At 42.4% G+C, this 18864-nt stretch carries 23 protein-coding genes and 1 riboswitch; of the genes, 19 read left to right on the top strand and 4 right to left on the bottom strand.

The window, feature by feature from the left end; all coding sequences use genetic code 11:
- Positions 1–19 precede the first annotated feature (19 nt).
- The gene (locus NYR53_RS23190; RefSeq protein WP_261301513.1) at positions 20–448 is read right to left on the bottom strand and encodes an Lrp/AsnC family transcriptional regulator; all 429 of its coding nucleotides are present in this window, start codon (positions 446–448) and stop codon (positions 20–22) included.
- A 125-nt stretch (positions 449–573) separates the two neighbouring features.
- On the opposite strand from NYR53_RS23190, the gene NYR53_RS23185 reads away from it, so the two are divergent.
- The gene (locus tag NYR53_RS23185) at positions 574–1320 is read left to right on the top strand and encodes an MBL fold metallo-hydrolase (protein ID WP_261301512.1); all 747 of its coding nucleotides are present in this window, start codon (positions 574–576) and stop codon (positions 1318–1320) included.
- A gap of 153 nt (positions 1321–1473) precedes the next feature.
- On the opposite strand, the gene NYR53_RS23180 is transcribed toward NYR53_RS23185, so the two are convergent.
- On the bottom strand, positions 1474–2007 hold the full coding sequence (locus NYR53_RS23180) for a hypothetical protein (RefSeq protein ID WP_261301511.1): 534 nt from the start codon (positions 2005–2007) through the stop codon (positions 1474–1476).
- Between the two features lie 97 nt (positions 2008–2104).
- A riboswitch (SAM riboswitch) is annotated at positions 2105–2232 on the bottom strand.
- A gap of 223 nt (positions 2233–2455) precedes the next feature.
- Here NYR53_RS23180 and NYR53_RS23175 point away from each other — a divergent pair.
- A complete protein-coding gene (locus tag NYR53_RS23175) occupies positions 2456–3064 on the top strand; it encodes a hypothetical protein (RefSeq protein WP_261301510.1) in 609 nt (202 codons plus the stop codon).
- A 3-nt stretch (positions 3065–3067) separates the two neighbouring features.
- On the top strand, positions 3068–3241 hold the full coding sequence (locus NYR53_RS23170) for a hypothetical protein (protein WP_261301509.1): 174 nt from the start codon (positions 3068–3070) through the stop codon (positions 3239–3241).
- A 270-nt stretch (positions 3242–3511) separates the two neighbouring features.
- Here NYR53_RS23170 and NYR53_RS23165 read toward each other — a convergent pair whose 3' ends face one another.
- Positions 3512–4390, bottom strand: a complete 879-nt coding sequence (locus NYR53_RS23165; protein ID WP_261301508.1) for a sigma-70 family RNA polymerase sigma factor — start codon at positions 4388–4390, stop codon at positions 3512–3514.
- Positions 4391–4620: 230 nt separating this feature from the next.
- Between NYR53_RS23165 and NYR53_RS23160 the strand changes: the two genes are divergently transcribed.
- The 11 genes from NYR53_RS23160 (at position 4621) to NYR53_RS34505 (ending at position 12070) form a co-directional block, all read left to right on the top strand.
- Entirely contained in the window at positions 4621–5046 is a 426-nt protein-coding gene (locus tag NYR53_RS23160) for a VOC family protein (RefSeq protein WP_261301507.1), read from the top strand.
- A gap of 21 nt (positions 5047–5067) precedes the next feature.
- Positions 5068–5436: a DoxX family protein gene (locus tag NYR53_RS23155; RefSeq protein ID WP_261301506.1), complete on the top strand. Its 369-nt coding sequence runs from the start codon at positions 5068–5070 to the stop codon at positions 5434–5436.
- Between the two features lie 134 nt (positions 5437–5570).
- Positions 5571–6080 (top strand): GNAT family N-acetyltransferase, encoded by a 510-nt coding sequence (locus NYR53_RS23150; protein WP_261301505.1) that lies wholly within the window; start codon positions 5571–5573, stop codon positions 6078–6080.
- A 28-nt stretch (positions 6081–6108) separates the two neighbouring features.
- Positions 6109–6558, top strand: coding sequence for a GNAT family N-acetyltransferase (locus NYR53_RS23145; RefSeq protein WP_261306493.1), 450 nt, complete (start codon positions 6109–6111; stop codon positions 6556–6558).
- A gap of 278 nt (positions 6559–6836) precedes the next feature.
- Complete coding sequence (locus NYR53_RS23140) at positions 6837–7391, top strand: GNAT family N-acetyltransferase (RefSeq protein WP_261301504.1); 555 nt, start codon at positions 6837–6839, stop codon at positions 7389–7391.
- A gap of 114 nt (positions 7392–7505) precedes the next feature.
- Positions 7506–8177: a response regulator transcription factor gene (locus NYR53_RS23135; protein WP_261301503.1), complete on the top strand. Its 672-nt coding sequence runs from the start codon at positions 7506–7508 to the stop codon at positions 8175–8177.
- Positions 8165–9271 (top strand): HAMP domain-containing sensor histidine kinase, encoded by a 1107-nt coding sequence (locus NYR53_RS23130; protein ID WP_261301502.1) that lies wholly within the window; start codon positions 8165–8167, stop codon positions 9269–9271. The genes NYR53_RS23135 and NYR53_RS23130 overlap by 13 nt, the downstream gene beginning before the upstream one ends.
- A gap of 50 nt (positions 9272–9321) precedes the next feature.
- Complete coding sequence (locus NYR53_RS23125; RefSeq protein WP_261301501.1) at positions 9322–10833, top strand: serine hydrolase domain-containing protein; 1512 nt, start codon at positions 9322–9324, stop codon at positions 10831–10833.
- Positions 10834–10896: 63 nt separating this feature from the next.
- A complete protein-coding gene (locus tag NYR53_RS23120) occupies positions 10897–11199 on the top strand; it encodes a hypothetical protein (RefSeq protein ID WP_261301500.1) in 303 nt (100 codons plus the stop codon).
- 13 nt (positions 11200–11212) lie between these two features.
- A complete protein-coding gene (locus tag NYR53_RS23115; protein ID WP_261301499.1) occupies positions 11213–11671 on the top strand; it encodes a type II toxin-antitoxin system VapC family toxin in 459 nt (152 codons plus the stop codon).
- A 78-nt stretch (positions 11672–11749) separates the two neighbouring features.
- Complete coding sequence (locus NYR53_RS34505) at positions 11750–12070, top strand: histidine phosphatase family protein (protein ID WP_367618677.1); 321 nt, start codon at positions 11750–11752, stop codon at positions 12068–12070.
- 484 nt (positions 12071–12554) lie between these two features.
- On the opposite strand, the gene NYR53_RS23110 is transcribed toward NYR53_RS34505, so the two are convergent.
- The gene (locus tag NYR53_RS23110) at positions 12555–13343 is read right to left on the bottom strand and encodes an SDR family NAD(P)-dependent oxidoreductase (protein ID WP_261301498.1); all 789 of its coding nucleotides are present in this window, start codon (positions 13341–13343) and stop codon (positions 12555–12557) included.
- A 229-nt stretch (positions 13344–13572) separates the two neighbouring features.
- Here NYR53_RS23110 and NYR53_RS23105 point away from each other — a divergent pair, with 229 nt between their 5' ends.
- The 5 genes from NYR53_RS23105 (at position 13573) to NYR53_RS23085 (ending at position 18847) form a co-directional block, all read left to right on the top strand.
- Positions 13573–13956: a MerR family transcriptional regulator gene (locus NYR53_RS23105; RefSeq protein WP_261301497.1), complete on the top strand. Its 384-nt coding sequence runs from the start codon at positions 13573–13575 to the stop codon at positions 13954–13956.
- Positions 13957–14179: 223 nt separating this feature from the next.
- On the top strand, positions 14180–14743 hold the full coding sequence (locus NYR53_RS23100; RefSeq protein ID WP_261301496.1) for an SF0329 family protein: 564 nt from the start codon (positions 14180–14182) through the stop codon (positions 14741–14743).
- A 503-nt stretch (positions 14744–15246) separates the two neighbouring features.
- Entirely contained in the window at positions 15247–17178 is a 1932-nt protein-coding gene (locus NYR53_RS23095; RefSeq protein ID WP_261301495.1) for a fructose-1,6-bisphosphatase, read from the top strand.
- A 202-nt stretch (positions 17179–17380) separates the two neighbouring features.
- Entirely contained in the window at positions 17381–17833 is a 453-nt protein-coding gene (locus NYR53_RS23090; RefSeq protein ID WP_261301494.1) for a GNAT family N-acetyltransferase, read from the top strand.
- Between the two features lie 141 nt (positions 17834–17974).
- Positions 17975–18847, top strand: a complete 873-nt coding sequence (locus tag NYR53_RS23085) for an NAD-dependent epimerase/dehydratase family protein (protein ID WP_261301493.1) — start codon at positions 17975–17977, stop codon at positions 18845–18847.
- Positions 18848–18864 lie beyond the last annotated feature (17 nt).

Here is an 18864-nt window from a genome sequence, read left to right as displayed (position 1 = left end):
TTCAATTGAACTAACGGAGCTATTTGATCTTCTCAATTGATAGGCTGAGCTTATAATTTCCGTACTTCAGAACTTCCTCCAACAGCTTGTTCAACTCGGAACCGTCGCTGGTCCGAATGCATAGCCAATAGCAGCCTTCTCCGCCTACGCGATGCACCTCCGTCACGGACTCGGCCGAATGGACGAATTTACGGAAGGCTTGATGCGCTTGATTCGAGTTCATGAACACGATTAGAAAGGCGTGAACGTTGAGCCCGATTCTCTCGGGATTCCAACGAATCGTATACCCATCGATAACTCCTAGATCTTGCAGTTTGCGTACTCGTGCACCAACCGCCTGTCCAGTGAGATGAACAATCTCTCCGATCTCCTTGTGGGTGAGGAGCGCGTTGTTTAGCAAAGCTTGCAAAATCTGCAGGTCAATATCGTCAATTGATTGATTGGCCATTTGGCATGCTCTCCTTTCAAGGTGAAAGTAAATCTAACTGAATACGTTCATGAAGTTATGTATCTGACGCTGGGCCGATGCTATCATCAATATTATAACTAATGAACCATTCAGGGGGTATTTAAATGAACATTCAACTCATTCGCCATGCGACTTTATGGTTGGAATATGCAGGAGCAACCTTCTTAATCGACCCTATGTTCAGTGATCAGGGAGTCAATCCGCCGATCGCCAATTCTAGTAACGAACGGCGCAATCCACTCGTCCCATTGCCCGGCGCGCTGGACGCGTGGCTCGCTCCGAAAGCTGTCCTCGTAACGCATTTGCACCGCGACCACTGGGACGAAACGGCAACACGGATGCTACCCAAGTCGTCGGCAATATTATGCCAGCATGGTGATAGGGATGCTATCAGCTCTTCTGGATTTACAGATATAACGGAGATTCAAACCTCCGTGAACTTCCAGGGAATAACCATTCATCGTACGGGTGGCCAGCATGGAACTGGTGAAATTGGTCAGAAAATGGGGCAGGTATCCGGCTTTGTCTTTCAGGCACAGGGGGAGCCCACACTGTATATCGCGGGAGATACGATCTGGTGTGAGGATGTGAGGACCGCACTTGTTACCTATAAACCCAATATGACAATTATCAACGCTGGAGGGGCAAGATTCGTGAACGGCGATGCGATTACGATGGATGAAGATGACGTATTCGAGCTTATCGCATACGCGCCATATACTCGTGTAGTTGCTGTTCATATGGATACGATCAATCATTGCCTTATAACACGCGAGATGCTACGCAGTAAATTATCCTCAAAAAATTTACTCAATAAAGTCGTTATTCCGAATGACGGTGAATGGATATGACCCCAAATATATTGAATGCGAATGGTATTCATACCTCAAATATGAAGATTACTTCTGGGGTTATCCCGTTCTGGTTTATCTCGTAAGTTAAAGGAAAACAAACAAGGAGCAGCAGCCTCGAAAGCTACTCCTTGAGCTTCGTACCACAATCTCTTAAAAAGAGATGTACGCTTGCGTATGATCAAATAAGTATGCTCGATCCCAGAAGTATCTTTGATCCTCGTAGTTTTTTAATGCAAGTTGTCCAATTAGTTCCACTAATACTGACTCAATTAATTCGAATCTCACGGGTCCCCATGCCTCTTGCTTTAGTAGTGCGTAGTTCATGCTCTCCATCAAGGTCAGACCCTTGATTCGCTGAAAAAGAGCAGCCCACATAGTCAAATCGAACTTCAGGCTTTTACAAGGGATCGCAAATTTCCTTAAGCCAACTGCTCCCGTATTTGTAGAGATTGCAATTATCCCGCAGAAATCATCTGTCCCATGACCAAGTTTCAGCTTTTCTGCAAGCTCACTGTCAAATCGAAAACATTCTATTCGGGTAATCTTACACTGCTGCAAACTTTCAAAAGAAAGACCAATCGCCGTTTTTTCCAAATTTAGCAAAGTAATACGAAGGGGATGAATATCCTGGTGATACTCGACAGCTTCATCCATAGTAATATTGTCAGGAGTCGTGATCGGCATCCTGTCCCTCCTTTACACAAATTTAGTTAGTTCATGAAAGCAAAAATGACCTTCTCTGGAGTCAGAGAAAGGTCATAAATTCAAAGTCATATCCTCGCTCTTATCTCCCGGATTCACTTAGCAGCGTTTCCGCAAGAATTAGCACCGTGCACTCCTTTGTTTGACAAAGGTATGTCGGTTGCCGGGTTTCATCGGGCTAGTCCCTCCACCTACTCTTGATAAGAAAATTCAACATATTCGATTATTTCTATATTACTATAAAGCATTCTGATGTCAAGGGATTTCACATTCCCTGTTCAATCATGACTATGCGATACTAGTTGAATAATGAGTTGGAATGCAACTAACGGGCAGCATACTTCCAATATGTGTTAATATTATTAGTGTTCGAATTGTGATGAAACTCGGGCAAGAACTATCACGTCCCCTAGGGAGGAATGAGACTTACATGGCTTGGAGTGAATTTAAACCGATGCTAAACGAATATAACGAGGAATTTAGATCTATTGACGAAAGTCTAATAAGACTTTTAAAGGAGCGGAAAAGTCTTGCTAAAGGTAAAAGATTCTTCCCATCGAAGGAAATTATACAAGAGTGGGCGTCAAGTTACGAAATGGATATACCGCAAATTAATTGGTTAATCCATAGCCTTAATGAAGGTAGCTATTCTGTAATGCCTGATGAACCAGGGGAACTACTTAGTGTAATTCCAATTATGCAGAAATCCATCGTTGATGATTTTGAGTACCAATTAACACATTCGATGCAACATAAAAATGGAAGCATTATATTTCTTGAAATAAAGCTTCTCGAAAATGGCGAACATATTGGTCATATTCGTCCACAATTGCTTTTAGAAGTGAAAGGGAGCAAAGAGTACCAAGTTCGCAGAAATGGTTCTCATGGCGGTGGCGGACAAGCACAAGTACGCTATCTGGTCACCCCGCAACTACCGAATAATATTAGCGAAATAAGTTTTGCTTTAAAACCCTATGCTATTCCAATGGAAAACCCGCCAAAAGAAATAATTTTAGATAAGGAAGTTAATTTTGAATAGCCAATGAACTCAATTCAAGAGATTACGAGAAATGATAGTGAGGCGGAGCAAATTGCATTGAACGATCCGATTTTCATCCATAAAGTGGTAACAGCTGTCATCGCACCGTGGGAACCGCTATTCAACAGATATAACAACCTTAGCCCCGGCTACAATTCCGAAATGCTAAAACATTAGCTACACTTCCGCATAGCTGGCAAAGGTGAGATCCTGCGAATAAGTGAGCATTCGTGAGAAAACTGAATCCTACTGAGAGTGAGAACAAATTGTATGAGTGCTATTCCTGGTTATGAGTTACTTTAGGCAATACACCTTTGGCTGTTTCAGATGGAAAAAGCAGTAAAGACATGATCTTCAACAAAGCACAAAAACGCATTGTCGAAGACAGTGCGTTTTTGTGCTTTGTATTCATATTTAATGTTATTGTAGCTCTTTGAATCTGACCCATCAATCCTTCATTTCTGCTAAGTCGAGCTGGCGAACGCGCGCTTGATCGGCAATCATGTCGATCTCGGTGATCTTGCCATTCACAATTTTGAGTTCGAGTACGAAAAGCATTTGACCGCGAGGAGCAACAACCACGCCTACAGATCCGTTCACGAGCACCGGCCGTGCACCCTGAGCGCGACCAGCGAAGCCCTTGGCCACAGCTTCCGCACCGTGAACAACTGGCCATGCTGCGACCGGAGGAAACGCAGGGTCTTGTCGGAGCACAACATCGGGATCTAATACCGCAAGAAGCTTCTCAAAATCTCCAGAACGCGACGCAGCTAGGAAAGCATCTACAAGCTCCCGTTTTCGCTTGAAATCCTCTGAATCCGCAGTCGCTTTCGCTCCCTGAACCCGACGGCGTGCACGGCTTGCAAGTTGTCTGGCTGCAACTTCGTTACGCCCTATAATCGGGGCGATCTCCGAGAAAGATAAGGCGAAAATATCGTGCAATACGAATGAGATGCGTTCGGCGGGATTCAAATTTCCAAGGACCATCAGCATCGCAAGACCAACAGAGTCGGCCAACAATGTTTCGTGCTCAGGATTGCTTTCGTCCTGACGGCTATTAACCGGTTCAGGTACATCCACCAGCGTAAGCTCCTCACGCCGCGATTTACGATTTCGCAGCAGATCCAGACACACCCTAGAGACTATCGTTGTCAGCCAACCCCCCATATTCTCGACCTCTCTAGTATCGGTGCGGCTAAGACGAATCCATGACTCCTGTACAGCATCATCCGCTTCGCTTAAAGATCCGAGCATCCGGTAAGACACCTTTTGCAGGTGATTTCGATGCGCCTCGAATTGTTCCACAAGCCATTCATGATCGTTCATATATCATATTCCTTCCTTCGGTTCCTTTTTACTTATATGTCGTACGAAACTGGGCAAACGTGACAGGGAGATGTACGAAATCTGCATTTTACTCATCCTAAAAAAATTTCACCCGTATCCGTCACGTTTCCTCGCTGACTTACGACATAGTAAGTGACAAGGGAAACCGGATCATAGGAAGAATACCGGGGTGCCCCTGAAAGAACATTTAAACTAAGGAGTTGTTTATTGTGAGTACTTGTTTGATACCTTTTCTTGAAATGAATGGAAGTGCCCAGGAAGCAATAGATTTTTACGTAAAGGCACTGGATGCCAAGGTCGCCTATATGCTGCGATTCGGTGACATGCCGGAAGATCCCAAAGCTCCACTGCCTCCGGAAAAGAAGGACTGGGTTAATTACGCTATCTTGAAAATCGGCGATTCGGAACTACAGATTACCGATCATATCACAGGAAGCACCTACGAGAAGGGAACACAAATCACCATAGTTGTTCAAACCAACGATAAAGATAAAGCTACCCAATATTTTGAAGCATTGAAGGAAGATGGTCAAGTGAACAATCCGCTTCAAGCTAGTTTCTTCAGCCCCGCTTATGGCAATGTTACGGATAAATTCGGCATCACGTTCCGAATCCTTACAAAAGGTCGCCAGTAATCAATTAGGGAGGAAATCCATATGACTGTATTTTCCATCGTACTTCAAAGTCTGCTAGTTTTATACTATGCCTTTTCAGGAGGCGCCAAGATCGCAGGGGCCAAATACTGGGTTGATATTTTCAAGAATCTTGGGCTACCACAGTGGTTTCGTGTCGTCACAGGTATCGTCCAGTTAGTCGGAGCAGCATTACTCATCATCGGCTACTGGTATGTAGGGGCGGTTGCATGGGCTGGCATTTGGCTTGGAGTCACTATGTTATTGGCGTGTCTCGCGCATTTCAGGGTCAAAGATCCAATCAGCAAAACAGCACCGGCCATCGTTTTTACTGCGCTAATCATCATTCTAACCATTATGAATGCAGATGGTCTGATTCTTCCTTTATCTTAAGAAAGCATTATCTCTATTGTTTTCGGCGACTGGTTTTGTCGGCTACGAATGAAAGAGCACTCTTGTGGTACGGGGGTGCTCTTTCTTTGTTATAATTATACATATTCTATTTTAAGCGTTTGGGGGCATCTACAATGAAAGTACTAGAAACAGAACGGCTAATTCTTCGTCACCAAACCATTGAGGATGCGGCTTTTATCCTTGAGCTAATGAACGATCCTTCTTGGATCCAGTACATAGGCGATAGAGGCGTGAGAAACATCGATGACGCACGGGACTATATGTTAAAAGGAGCTCTAGACATGTATGCCCGTTTGGGTTTCGGATTTTATTTGACGGAGCTGAAGGATGGAGGCATTCCGATCGGCATCTGCGGATTGGTTAAAAGAGATTTCTTAGAAGATGCAGATATTGGATTTGCTTTTCTTCCTAAGTTCTGGGGGAAAGGATACGCCTTTGAGGCTGCTTCCGAAGTGATGAGTTATGCACAATCAGTATTAGAGCTAAAACGCATTGTGGCTATTACCTCTGAAGATAATCATGCGTCGGCCAAACTATTAGAAAAACTGGGGTTGCATTTTGAAAGCATGATCCGTTATGCGGGTACAGATGAAGAAGTCCGCTTATTTGCGATTAACGTCTAAAATGGACAATGAATTGAGGCATTCAATTATGAGAGAAACCAATGTCAGGGAAATTAGGGTAACTGATTATCACGATATTTATTTGTTGAATCAAGATTTTAACCCAAATCTGAATGTATTTTCTAAAGAGAAAGTAAAAGAGAAGATTGAAATCATTTCAAAGAATACTAAAGATATCATTTTTGTTTACGAACAAAACAACGAGGTAATAGGATACATTCATGGAAGCCCGTACGAATTACTTTTTTCCGACTCTTTAGTAAATGTCTTGGGATTTGTTGTTAAAAAAATTTATAGAAATCAAGGTAAGGGCAGCATGTTGATTGAGCGTCTTGAACAGTGGGGAAAGGACAATGGATTTTCTGGGATGAAACTGTTATCCCACCCAAGTCGAGTACATGCTCACCGATTCTACGAACGACGAGGCTATATATTTACAAAGGACCAAAAAAATTTCATTAAAAAATTTGAGGACTAACAAACGAGAAACGATAGAGAAGGAGCTTGCCTCGCGGGAGAAGGAGGGGACAAGTAGGCAATAAAATACAACAACACGTAAGTAAGCGGATGTTTAAAGCCTATACGTCTTAAGCGCATCTTGCCTTGCGTCAACTTTATAGACCCTCGTATTCAAGGACGGCGTAAGCCGTTTTTCTTATTTGATTAAGTAACGCTCAGGATAGTTTAATTAAAATGGGATTTTCTCCGTGCAAGGATAGTAAAATTAGGTTAAAAGCCTATGAAGGGGAATATAAAATGCTGAGTAATATTTGGTCTGGTTCAAAAGTCAGATTACGCCCTGTGATGCCATCGGACTGGAAAGCATTTCATGAGAATGACCAAGATTCGGAAGGTGCAAGACTGTGCGATTTTATACATTTTCCGAGATCTGAAGATGGAACAAAGTCGTGGGCGGAACATACATCATCTAAATCTTCCGAAGGCGATAATGTATTTCTTGCAATTGAAGCACTCGATGGAACTCTTGTTGGAAGTATAACGGCAAGCAGTTGTGACACACGTAATGGTACCTTTAAATATGGTGTAGCTATCTTCCGTAAACATTGGCGAAAAGGATATGCCTCTGACGCAACAAGGATATTGCTTCGTTATTACTTTGAAGAATTACGGTACCGTAAGGTAAATGCTTATGTTTATGCCTTCAATGAGGGGTCACGTGCTTTGCAGGAGCATCTTGGATTCGTTCAAGAAGGGGTACTCAGAGAAATGATTTTTACTATGGGCAAGCATCACAACGAGTACGTGTATGGACAAACCAAAGAGGAGTTTGAGAAACTCAATATTATTTGATGACAACTGATTAATTAACGGAACGATAGCTGAACGCCTCACTCTTGAGAGGGGGAAGCCGAGGAGTCCTCGTTCGAATGTGGGAGTAAATATTCGGGAAGAAGGCCAGTAAAAATGAAAAAAATATTGATAATTGATGATGAAGCTGATCTTCGAAAAATGCTGGCGGATTATTTTGAAGTTAACGGGTATCTCGTTTTGACGGCAAAGGATGGCAATGAGACCTTGCGGCAAGTAGAGAAGCAACCGGACATTGTTTTGCTGGATATCAATATGCCTGAGATGAATGGTCTCGACATATGCAGGAAGATCCGGAGTTATGTGTCTTGTCCTATATTATTTCTTACCGCTCGTGTAGAGGATGCGGATAAAATATCCGGTTTTCAGGCTGGAGGAGATGATTATATTCAAAAGCCGTTCAGCATCCACGAACTCGGCGCTAGAGTAGAGGCACATTTACGCAGAGAACTGCGGAGTCAAAAGAAATCTCTGGTAAAGTTTAGCGACGATCTGGTCATTGATTATTCAGAGCGAGCACTTTACTGTAATGAACTACAAATTTCATTGGCAAAAAAAGAGTTTGATATCATAGAGCTTTTGTCCACACATCCTGGAATGGTTTTTGATAAAGACCGCATTTATGAACGAGTATGGGGGACGGACGAAGAAGGAGGCAGCTCGGTCATCGCTGAGCATATTAGGCGCATTCGATATAAATTGAAGGAGCATGGCTGCGAAAACAGGTTAGAAACCGTGTGGGGTGTAGGATATAAATGGCGAAAATAATAAGCTATCTCCAACTGAAAAATATGACCCTACTGCAATCCTTCATCGCATTAAATTGCGCGTATTTAGTCACCGTTTTAACAGCCATTGTGTTCGAGTTCGAATGGGCCGATCGGATTAAGCGCCGCTTTGCCGATCATCCTTCAGGAAACGAATGGGTTCTAACTGCTCAGATTATCGCGATACTTTTGACGGTAGGATTTGGAATCGTTTTGATGGCCGGACTCTTTTATAAACTGAAATTGAAAAAACCTCTGGAAATTTTGATGAGCGCATCGGAGAAAATCTCTTCGAATGATTTAGGTTTTCACGTTTCCTATGACAGCAGGGATGAAATGAGTGAGCTTTGCCGTGCTTTTGAGAAGATGCGCAGCCAACTGGAAAGCAATTTTAAAGCCCTCTGGCGATCGGTCGAGGAACGCAATCAGATCAATGCTATTTTTGCCCATGACTTGCGAACGCCGTTGTCTGTCATGAAAGGATATTTCGAGTTTGTAACTATCTATCTTCCGCAAAAAAGAATTTCCGAGGAAAAACTTCTAGATACGATCAAAACGATGGAAACCCATATTTTGCGTATGGAACGTTATGTAGAGGCCATGAACTCGATTCAGAAGCTGGATGATATGCCGATTAACAAAAGGGAAATTGAAATCGACACAATGATCGCCTTACTGGATGACAGCGCCAGCAGGATCGCAGACCAAAGCGGCAAATCATTCGACTCATCCAGAGTTGCAGATATGACAACATTGGCTGTCGACATGGATATCGTCATGCTGGTTTTTGAAAATATGGTCGCCAATGGAGCGCGCTATGCATCTAGTCATGTGAATGTCGATTTCCTAGTATACAACGGTAGTTTTTCCATAACGGTCACCGATGATGGCAATGGGTTTTCCGATGAAAAGCTGCGGAAGGCTGTTCTCCCATTTTATCGCGGGGAGGTGCAGGGAGCGGACGAGCATCAGGGGTTAGGGCTATACATTTGTAAAACATTGTGCGAAAAGCATGAGGGAGGCTTTCAGGTGGCAAACAGTTCCCTTAGCGGTGGAAAAGTAACAGCCAGCTTTGTATGCCATGTTGATAAATAGTTGATATTTATAGGTTAGCATTTCCTTATCTCAAAATAAGGAGTGCTAATATGACTGTCACGTATAAGTTCATACCCGCTTGCTTAATCTGCTTGCTTCTGACGTTGTTTATTTCCACAATGCCTTCTGCCGCTGTTAAATCCTTAAGTAAAACAGAGATCGTGGCCGAAATTGATGACTATGTTAAGAAAAATATGGAAGCCAACCATATCTCTGGCGCATCTCTTGCAATCGCTTATGGGGAAAATATGTTTTATACGCAAGGTTACGGTGCATATTCCGATGGAAGAAAAATAACCGCCAGGACGCCCTTTCCAATTGCCTCTTTAAGCAAATCCATGACGGCACTGACCGTATTACAGCTCGCGGATAAGGGACTGATTGACCTTGATGCCCCTTATGTCTCATACTTTCCCGACATCTTGCTCACGGACGATCGTGTCAACCGCATCACGGTCCGGCACTTGCTAAATCAGACAAGCGGTCTTAACGATAAAGTGAATCCAGACATGACGAAAGCCGACCAATTTCAAGCATTACAAGAGATAAAAAAGTCGTTGGAGCAAGTAAACCTTGCCAATATACCTGGTGAAACTTATAGCTACCACAACCCAAACTACCAATATTTAGCATTGCTTGTTGAACAGATCAGCGGGCAGAAGTTTGCTGAATTTCTCCATGATCATGTCTTTGCGCCATTGGGGATGACCAATACTTTTAGTGTCAGTACCACGCAACAAATCAACGAGAATTCTGCTATACCGCAGGGGCACTATCTATTGTTGGGCATGCCGATAAGAACAGACGAACCATTATGGTTTATAGATGGTCCCGCCGGTGTGATTTCCACTGCCGAGGATATGGCAAAATGGATGCGTGCGCAGTATGATCCTCGGCTTCTATCCCCTAATTTTATGGAACAATACCATGCTGCCGGGCAACACGCCCCATATGGTATGGGGTGGCTTGCATCCAATGATAATGTTTGGGGCCAGACAATCTCCCATTCGGGAATTTTTTGGACTTATAAGGCGGAAGAAACCGTATATTTAGATAAGCGACTAGGGATCAGCATGATGTTCGACACAGGTATCAACGCTTTCGTTGATTATTCGGCGTTTGTAAGAGGCATTGCCCAAATCATGGATGGAGGAAAGGCCGAAATTTCTAACATCAACGGCCGAAACATGGAAATCGCGATCATTCTGCTGATGGCGGTAACGATCCTATGGGGAGGGTATTCATTCTACCGGATGAAAAAGAACAAGAACCGGCTCACGGCGGTTCGCCGAAAGCTGATCTTCGCGAAGGTAAATACTTTACTCCCCGTACTTGTTCTTTTATTTCTATCCCCTATTGTTTCCTTCATAGGTGGCGGGAGAGTTATCCCTTTGAAAGGAATATGGATGACGATGCCATCGCTTATATTATGGCTAGTCATATTGTGTCTGGTAAATATCGTACGATTTATTTACCGTTGCCGCATTTATTATCATGCAATAAAAGAGAGTAAAAGGTCCGCAATCCCATGGACAAAAGCCAATAGTACACAGCGGAATTGACCCCCTGAAATCGACAGAATTCGACGAATCCTTATAAAAGCTATGCATAAGGAGTGAATCACGATGGCGAATAATTACAAACGCTTCATTCAAAATCAATTCGAAAAAGCGAAGTCTACCGCTTCCGAATTCATTTCTTCAAGAAATGAAGAACAAGAAGAAGGTACTATACAACTCAATCCGCAATATTATGCCCAGCTGAAAGCAATCGCAGATATGCAGCATACGACCGTGCAAGAGATCGTCAATGGAATCATTGTCAAACACTTGGCAAGCGCCCCATACAAATCAATCCCCATCTCAGTCGATCAAAAGGAAGATAACCCGCTTCTGTATTTGGTTGGTATTTGCAAACTAGAGGATTAAGGAGTGCTGACATATGGATAACCACTTGAACGTTCAGGATGCAATTTTTCTGGATGAAACAGCTTTAGCTGCTTTAATGAACCCTGAAGACCCCCACTACGCGAAAGCCCGTTCCCTGTTTCTGGATTTGCATGATCTTGAGCGTAATTACTTGACGACAAACTCTATTATATTTGATCTACACGAATGGCTTCGCAATGAATACAGCTATCAGCAGGCGGAATATTTTCTGAATGCAATTGATAAAGCAGTGAGTAAAGGCAAGCTGGCGCTCGTCTCCAGCGGCCCCGAATTAGAGGGGGAATCGCGCAGACTGCTTATGGATAGGCCTGAACTCCGTTTCTCGCTAGGCGAAGCATTCACTGCTGTGACCATGTCCTATTATCAGGTAAAACGCATCTTTACTTTCAATCGCAATTTCATGATGCTTGCCAATTTGGATAAGGATATCCGAATCATTCCATCCAATTAGAAATACACAATTTTAAACCCCATTTATTCAATATCCCCTTCAAAGGCTGCCGGAACGATCGGTAGCCTTTTTGCTTAACTGATTGATGTTGGTGATGTCTCCCTTACAGCCGATGGTTTAAAGCAAGCACATGCGACAGCAAGTCATTTTAAGCAAATGCCCATATCAAGAATATTCAGCAGTCCACTTAACATAGCAAAACAGACCGCTCAGATTATTGGAAATGCAACAAGAATACCGATTTTTGAGTATATTCGCTTACGAGAGCGTGCTAATTGGGAGAAATACCAGGACAAACCTTTCAGGAATTTGTTGAAATGTGGAATCGATGCACAAAGGAAAGAGGCTTTTCGCCTCCCATCGGAGATTCCGCAAGAAGAGCTTATTATAAACACCTAGAGACGGTAGCCATTAATTGGCTGCCGTTTTCTCATCTAATGGCATAAAGTTCAACGAGATTCATTAGAATATAGCTACCAATAAGCTAGGCAAGCTCACTGATTAATTCTTCCATTTCAGTTCCTCTCCAGTCACATACATTAAGTCGGTGCAGGGCTGGTATTTTAAGTTGGTTACTACTGTCAGCTGAAAATAAAGTATTAGTCTGAAAAGTATTAGACTAGGAAAATAAAGTTGTAGACTGGCCGCAGCCGTTAAACGGGCAGGATAGTTGAATTAATTAGTTGAACCACACATTGCTGCTGCTAATCCTAAGCTTGCATCTTTACATGTTGACATGTTTACTTTAGTGTATTGGATTTTCAATAGCCCAATGAAACTTTGGCATTGTTTTTTCTTTTTCTTTGACATATTAAGAGGCCACGGCAATCTTACTCAGTAGCCTCTTATAACTAGAATAAAGTCATTTTGCCGCCATGAGCAATCAAATGTTCTGACCACCCGAGATTTCGATTCTCTGTGCATTAACCCAGCGATTGTCGGGATCGAGTAGACTGGCGACTGCGGGACCAATGTCGTCAGGCACGCCGACACGACCAAGGGTAACCATCGAAGCAAACGCATTATTGTAAGCAGGCGTGTCACGCACAGCGCCGCCTAAAAAATCGGTTTCAATTGCACCAGGTGCAATAGTATTAACGGTGATACCGCGGTGGCCCAGCTCTTTTGCCATATAAATGGTTAGAATTTCTACTGCACCCTTAGCTGCAGAGTAAGCCGAGAAGCCGGGATAAGAGACACGAGTAAGACCTGATGAGAAGTTAACAATACGACCACCATCTGCAAGAAGCGGCAGTAGGGCTTGAGTCAAGAAAAACACGCCCTTGACATGCACATTAAACAGGCCGTCGAATTGAGCCTCTGTTGTTTCGGTAAAGCTTACCATTTCTCCATGACCGGCATTATTCACCAGATGATTGAAAGTGGTGTTACCCCAATTAGATTGCAAAATAGAACCAACCGTCTCAGCAAAGTCAGAGAAGCTGGATGTGTTTTCAATATCGAGTTGTAGAGCGACCGCTTTACGCCCCAGAGCCTCGATCTCAGCAACGACTGATTTTGCTTCTTCTGCTCGGCTACGATAGGTCAAAATGACATCACCACCATGACGTGCAATACTAATGGCAGTATTACGACCAAGCCCACGGCTGCCGCCAGTGACGATTGAAATAGTGGTCTGTGTAGTTTCTTGTACTAAAATTTTCCCTTTCAACGATATACATCCTCTCAAAAATCGTTTTTTAATTACCTTGCTATCATAGTTTATGAAGTTCACTTTAAGTCAAGGTCTTTTTTGGAAAATAATTGGAGTATAATAGAACAGAAAATACCTTGATTTAATAGTATTTTTTTCTTTTATGGCATGAAATCAGAAAATCCAATTTGTAAAGTTGAAGAAATCATTTAAAGTATACTTTAACAGGAGGCGATGGAAGTTTATTATGCTGACTATAAAAGAAGTTACTGAACTAACGGAAATAGCCGCACACACACTTCGATATTACGAAAAAGAGGGATTGCTCCCGCATGTTAAAAGAAACGAAAATGGAAAGCGTTTATACGACGAAGAAGATTTAAGCTGGATACACTTTGTTACAGCGCTTCGGGCAACAGGAATGCCTATTGCTCAAATTCAGAAATACGTTTACTTATACAAAGAAGGGGACTCAACAATTTCAGAACGAAAATTGATGATGCTCAATCACAAAAAAGAAATAGAGAGAAGTATAGGGGATCTCTATTTTAACTTGGATAAAATAAATTATAAGCTTGCTCTATATGATGTTTTACAATCTCAGATTGAACGAACTAGTATTAAAATTTAGGCTCCATTTAAGAATCAGCGGTTTTTCATCAGAAATTTAACGCTAATGACGTAGGTATTCGCCTCAACGGCAAGGATATCGAGGTAAATCCAAAGGCGAAGGTGATTGATGGCAGTACGTGGGTTTAAGGTTGTTTTTTGATCGATGTGTTGGTTATTGTATTATGGATAATAGAACAAGTGCCTCAATGGGCGTTTTATAATATAAAACATAGGAGGATGAAATGGCCTGGAGCAAATTGAAACAACATCTGGAGAGTTTTCTCAGTCCTGCGTTATATGGAAGGGTCGAATACCTTTCAAGCAGCTACTGTTATTTACCAGATAAAGCAGGACTTTGTTATATTGCGGTAGATAAAAAGAACGTGCTCAATATGAGTGATACCTTAATCAAATGGTATCAGACGGAGTTGGAAATTAAGAATGATTCAGATATCCAGATTCCTATCAACAATGAAGATATCGAAGCGGTCAGAAAAGATACCAAAGGGAGTGTTCCGGAGGATCGTTTAGAAGTAATAGCAAGAAGTAGAAAAATATCGGAATATGCAAAGGAGCTTTTGTCAGCACAGTCATCATTAAGTAAATCAAATTTTATCGTTATAGCTAACAAGTTTTTATCCATTTCTATCGAGGAAAGCATAGAGAGCAATGATATCTTATTGAATATTCTAGCTTTGGTTGACAGACGGGTTGGAAAAAAGCGAATTTTAAACATGACCGAGAAGATAAAGTTAAAGCATCCAATTGTACAGTATTTTTTTGAGCTACGACTTAGTACATTATAAAAATAAATTACTCATTCACCTCCAAACGGGAGGTTTTTTATGCGAACATTCGCTTATTTGCGAAATGTTTACTCCCGCTCAATTTAATTAGGATAGATTTAGCAAAACAAACTAGATGATGACTTAACATTAAGTTCAACCCGCGGGGCTGCTGTATGACCGCCGCGACTACTGTTAGAGCTAACGTGACACAATATCTTAATCATGGCAGATGGCAGTCGGAAATAAAATTTGGTTGCAGTTTTGAAGCTAGCGGGCAGAAATCATTTGAGGTGACGCGGTAGATATGCAAAAAATCTCTAAGCAGTCATTGTTACGTTTGGTAACGGGCAGATAGCGTGGGAAGTTTCAGTTATAATAGCTGTTAGTAAGAGTACCAAAGAGAACCTCGGAAACCTAATGTTTTTCCCTTTACTGTTTACACTAAGTTAATGGTACGCGGCTAGCCCCATTTAAAAAACCTCTTATACATCACCATATTTCCTTGAAAGGGGACATCTGTTTTGGATGCGCAGTTTCTAGATTTATTGGCCCAGAAATATGATACGGAAGAAAAAGTTGTAACAGAAATCATCAACCTTGAAGCGATCTCCAATCTTCCCAAGGGAACTGAGCATTTTGTCAGTGATTTGCATGGGGAGTTCCAAGCTTTTCAGCATGTACTAAGAAACGGTTCGGGTACCGTAAAAGAGAAAATCAAAGCCTTGTTCCATGAGGTTTGGACGGACCATGAAATCAATGATTTTACGGTGTTAGTTTATTATCCGGAAGAAAAGATACAGCTGGTTAAAGGAGACCTGTGCAATAAACAAGCCTTGAACCAATGGTACAGACAAACGATTGAACAAATGCTTAAGCTCATTTCTTATGCCTCTTCCAAATATACGCGCTCGAAATTGCGTAAAGCTCTGCCGGAGCAGTTTGTATATATTGTAGAAGAGCTTCTATACAAGACGGATTCGACCAACAATAAGGACCCTTATTATGAGGAAATATACCGGCAAATTATTTCCTTGGGCCAGGCGGACAAGCTCATTATCGGCCTTGCTTATACGACCCAGCGCCTGGTGGTTGACCATCTTCATGTGGTCGGAGATATCTATGACCGCGGGCCGGACCCCGATAAAATTATGGACACGCTGATCAACTACCATTCTGTAGATATTCAGTGGGGGAACCATGATGTCCTGTGGATAGGCGCCTATGCGGGTTCCCTGGTCTGCCTTGCGAATATTATCCGGATCTGCGCCAGATATGACAATCTGGACATCATCGAAGACGTATATGGAATCAATCTTCGCCCACTGCTGAACTTGGCGGAGAAATACTATGATGACAATCCGGCCTTCAGACCGAAGTTGCAGACCGACCATAACGGTTCGGAGCAGGAAATCCTGCAGATTACCAAAATTCATCAAGCCATTGCCATGATCCAGTTTAAGCTTGAAATCCCTATTATCAAGAGACGCCCATTCTTTAATATGTCTGAAAGGCTTTTGCTTGAGCAAATCGATTATGACAAAACTGAAATCAAGATCGGCGGAAAAACGTACCCGCTGGAAAACACCTGTTTCTCAACCGTAAATCCGCAGCAGCCTGAACAATTGCTGGAGGAAGAACAGCAGGTGATGGAAAAGCTGCTGTTCTCCGTTCAGCATTCCGAAAAACTGGCCAGACATATGAATTTTTTTATGAAAAAGGGGAGCCTTTATTTAAAATACAACGGGAATTTGTTATTTCATGGCTGTATTCCTTTGGATGAAGAAGGAAACATGGAAGAAATGCAGATTGAAGACAAGACGTATTCGGGCCGTAAGCTGCTCGATGTTTTTGAATATTATTTACGTTACGCCTTTGCGCATCCGGAAGAGACGGAAGATCTGGCTACGGACATGGTATGGTACATCTGGACAGGGGAATGTTCCTCGCTCTTTGGAAAGAGAGAAATGACCACCTTTGAACGGTACTTTATTCAAGATAAAGAAACCTATAAGGAGAGAAAAAACCCTTATTACCATTTGCGTGAAAATGAGGAGATCTGCCGGAAAATTCTGATGGAGTTTGATATGAATCCGGATCATGGACATATCATTAACGGCCATACGCCAGTAAAAGAAATTCGTGGAGAGAACCCCGTTAAAGCAAACGGGAAAATGGTTGTCATTGACGGCGGTTTTTCCAAAGCCTATCAATCCACAACGGGCATCGCCGGATATACCTTGTTGTATAATTCCTTTGGTATGCAGCTCGTTGCCCATCAGAAATTTAATTCAAAAGAAGATGTGTTATGTAACGGAACAGACGTATTGTCTGTAAAAAGGCTGGTGGACAAAGAACTGGAGCGGAAGCTGGTGAGGGAAACCAATGTCGGGGAGAAGCTGCTGGAGAATATCTCGAATTTGAAGAATCTCCTGGAATCTCGCTACATGAAATGAAACAACTGTTACAGCCGCGAAACGCTCCCTCGAAATGATTTAGTTTCCTCACTCAGACTCATGAAAAGCATCCGCAGAAATTGCGGATTTTTTTTGAATCAATAGGAGGGCGATGAGGTGGTTCCAAAACATTGTGTTTCTGACGCAACAATTGTGCTTAATGAGTGTAACGAAATATTAGACCAATCGGAGGAGAGTTAACATGGAAATACGTAAGTTAGATACTTGCGAGTCGCCTCCAATGGAGCTGTTATTGTTAGCTGACCCTTCTGAACAGATTGTTAAAGAATATCTCAAACGAGGGCAATGCTACATAGCAGAGATGAATAACACGATTATAGCAGTTTATGTACTACTACCTACAAGACCTGGGACAGTTGAGTTGGTGAATGTTGCTGTCAACGAGAATCACCAAGGTAAAGGGATAGGTAAGAAAATTGTACAGCATGCAATTAAGAATGCTAAGTTTCAGGGTTATAAAACAATGGAGATTGGCACGGGGAACTCAGGAATAGGGCAACTCGCTCTATATCAAAAATGTGGTTTTAGAATTGTTGGGATCGATAGAGACTTCTTTGTAAAACATTACTCTGATGAAATTTTTGAAAACGGTATACAATGCAGAGATATGATACGTTTATCTCAAGACTTATAATTCGTTTTTCTCAAAATAAATGGAAAGTACCGAGATTTAGCAAAATTGAAGAAATATCGACCTGGTTATTTTCCAATTGCAGGTATAACATCAAGGATAACGAATAGATAACCTAAATACGAAGCTAGGTGGTGTGAAATTATGAAAGTTCTTGTTACCGGTGCTGCCGGCAATGGTGGCCAAGCTGTCTGCAGAGCATTAATTCAAGCCGGTTATTCGGTTAGGATGGCAGACGTTATGCCTCCAAGTGCGGACGATTTGAGCGAAATCGAATTCGTCAGGTGTGACACGAGATCACCCGGTGATGTACGTACAGCGGTAAATGGAATGGATGCGGTCGTTCATCTTGCAGCATGGCATTGCGCACATAATCCACCCGTAAGTGATGAAACGATTTTTGCTGTAAATGTGGATGGAACATTCCATGTTCTGGAAGCATGCAGGCAGGCTGGGATTCAATCTATTGTCTATGCTTCTTCAATGGCATATGGATGGTGGTCGGTCTATGGCGTTAGTAAAGTTATTGGGGAAGATCTGTGCAAGACCTATCATGAGATGACCGGTGCATCGATCGCTATGCTTCGTTATCATGAATTCATTCCTCGACCCTACTTAGAGTTCGGGGCTCGGCTGCTTCGTAATGGCGTGGATAGAAGGGACGTTGCTGAGGCTACAGTTGCTTCTGTCAAGGCAGTTTTGGAGAAGAGAGTGGGGCTTTTTCGTACAATTGTTCATACAAATCACGGCATGCCGATAGATGTAATTCAAGATTTCAAAACATATGGTCCAGCGTGGTGTGAGAAACAGGTTCCTGGCGCAATTGATTTGCTTAATAAATATGAGATCGAATTGCCTGAGCAAGTGGAACAACATGACCTTTCTGAAGCTGAAAAGGCAATTGGTTGGAAACCTCGTTATGGCTTTCTAGAGTTTTTAAAAGACTTAAAAGCACGCGACGAAAAAGGAATCGATGTAACACACTTGAAGGTGCCTTCTGAAATCCCGGCAATGTGAGTTAGTCGTTCAAATAT

It is taken from the genome of Paenibacillus andongensis (assembly GCF_025369935.1).
GTDB lineage: Bacteria > Bacillota > Bacilli > Paenibacillales > NBRC-103111 > Paenibacillus_E > Paenibacillus_E andongensis.
The sequence above is the reverse complement of the archived record's forward strand: the minus strand, read 5'-3'. Positions and strand labels throughout refer to the sequence as shown.

Bases quoted from the DNA above. Each gene is read 5' to 3' on its own strand.
- NYR53_RS23190 (WP_261301513.1), bottom strand. From the start codon at position 448: ATGGCCAATCAATCAATTGACGATATTGACCTGCAGATTTTGCAAGCT.
- NYR53_RS23185 (WP_261301512.1), top strand. From the start codon at position 574: ATGAACATTCAACTCATTCGCCATGCGACTTTATGGTTGGAATATGCA.
- NYR53_RS23180 (WP_261301511.1), bottom strand. From the start codon at position 2,007: ATGCCGATCACGACTCCTGACAATATTACTATGGATGAAGCTGTCGAG.
- NYR53_RS23175 (WP_261301510.1), top strand. From the start codon at position 2,456: ATGGCTTGGAGTGAATTTAAACCGATGCTAAACGAATATAACGAGGAA.
- NYR53_RS23170 (WP_261301509.1), top strand. From the start codon at position 3,068: ATGAACTCAATTCAAGAGATTACGAGAAATGATAGTGAGGCGGAGCAA.
- NYR53_RS23165 (WP_261301508.1), bottom strand. From the start codon at position 4,390: ATGAACGATCATGAATGGCTTGTGGAACAATTCGAGGCGCATCGAAAT.
- NYR53_RS23155 (WP_261301506.1), top strand. From the start codon at position 5,068: ATGACTGTATTTTCCATCGTACTTCAAAGTCTGCTAGTTTTATACTAT.
- NYR53_RS23150 (WP_261301505.1), top strand. From the start codon at position 5,571: ATGAAAGTACTAGAAACAGAACGGCTAATTCTTCGTCACCAAACCATT.
- NYR53_RS23145 (WP_261306493.1), top strand. From the start codon at position 6,109: ATGAGAGAAACCAATGTCAGGGAAATTAGGGTAACTGATTATCACGAT.
- NYR53_RS23140 (WP_261301504.1), top strand. From the start codon at position 6,837: ATGCTGAGTAATATTTGGTCTGGTTCAAAAGTCAGATTACGCCCTGTG.
- NYR53_RS23135 (WP_261301503.1), top strand. From the start codon at position 7,506: ATGAAAAAAATATTGATAATTGATGATGAAGCTGATCTTCGAAAAATG.
- NYR53_RS23130 (WP_261301502.1), top strand. From the start codon at position 8,165: ATGGCGAAAATAATAAGCTATCTCCAACTGAAAAATATGACCCTACTG.
- NYR53_RS23125 (WP_261301501.1), top strand. From the start codon at position 9,322: ATGACTGTCACGTATAAGTTCATACCCGCTTGCTTAATCTGCTTGCTT.
- NYR53_RS23120 (WP_261301500.1), top strand. From the start codon at position 10,897: ATGGCGAATAATTACAAACGCTTCATTCAAAATCAATTCGAAAAAGCG.
- NYR53_RS23115 (WP_261301499.1), top strand. From the start codon at position 11,213: ATGGATAACCACTTGAACGTTCAGGATGCAATTTTTCTGGATGAAACA.
- NYR53_RS23105 (WP_261301497.1), top strand. From the start codon at position 13,573: ATGCTGACTATAAAAGAAGTTACTGAACTAACGGAAATAGCCGCACAC.
- NYR53_RS23100 (WP_261301496.1), top strand. From the start codon at position 14,180: ATGGCCTGGAGCAAATTGAAACAACATCTGGAGAGTTTTCTCAGTCCT.
- NYR53_RS23090 (WP_261301494.1), top strand. From the start codon at position 17,381: ATGGAAATACGTAAGTTAGATACTTGCGAGTCGCCTCCAATGGAGCTG.
- NYR53_RS23085 (WP_261301493.1), top strand. From the start codon at position 17,975: ATGAAAGTTCTTGTTACCGGTGCTGCCGGCAATGGTGGCCAAGCTGTC.